At 59.0% G+C, this 300-nt stretch carries 1 protein-coding gene; it reads left to right on the top strand.

The annotated features are described in order from the left end of the window. Positions 1 to 300: GTP-binding protein (locus tag K6118_RS17220; protein ID WP_247121734.1), on the top strand; the 300-nt coding region annotated here is incomplete at both ends.

The following is a 300-nucleotide window of genomic DNA, read 5'->3' on the forward strand; positions in this document are numbered from 1 at the left end:
GCCCCGGAAGAGCGTGAGCGTGGTATCACGATCTCGACGGCGCACGTTGAGTATGAGACCGCGAAGCGTCACTATGCACACGTTGACTGCCCTGGTCACGCTGACTATGTGAAGAACATGATCACGGGTGCTGCGCAGATGGACGGTGGTATCCTGGTTGTTAACGCCGCAGACGGCCCCATGCCGCAGACGCGCGAGCACATCCTGCTTGCCCGTCAGGTTGGTGTGCCGGCGCTGGTCGTATTCCTGAACAAAGTTGACCAGGTTGACGATCCGGAGCTTCTGGAACTCGTTGAGATG

Source organism: Kordiimonas marina (assembly GCF_023006325.1).
GTDB lineage: Bacteria > Pseudomonadota > Alphaproteobacteria > Sphingomonadales > Kordiimonadaceae > Kordiimonas > Kordiimonas marina.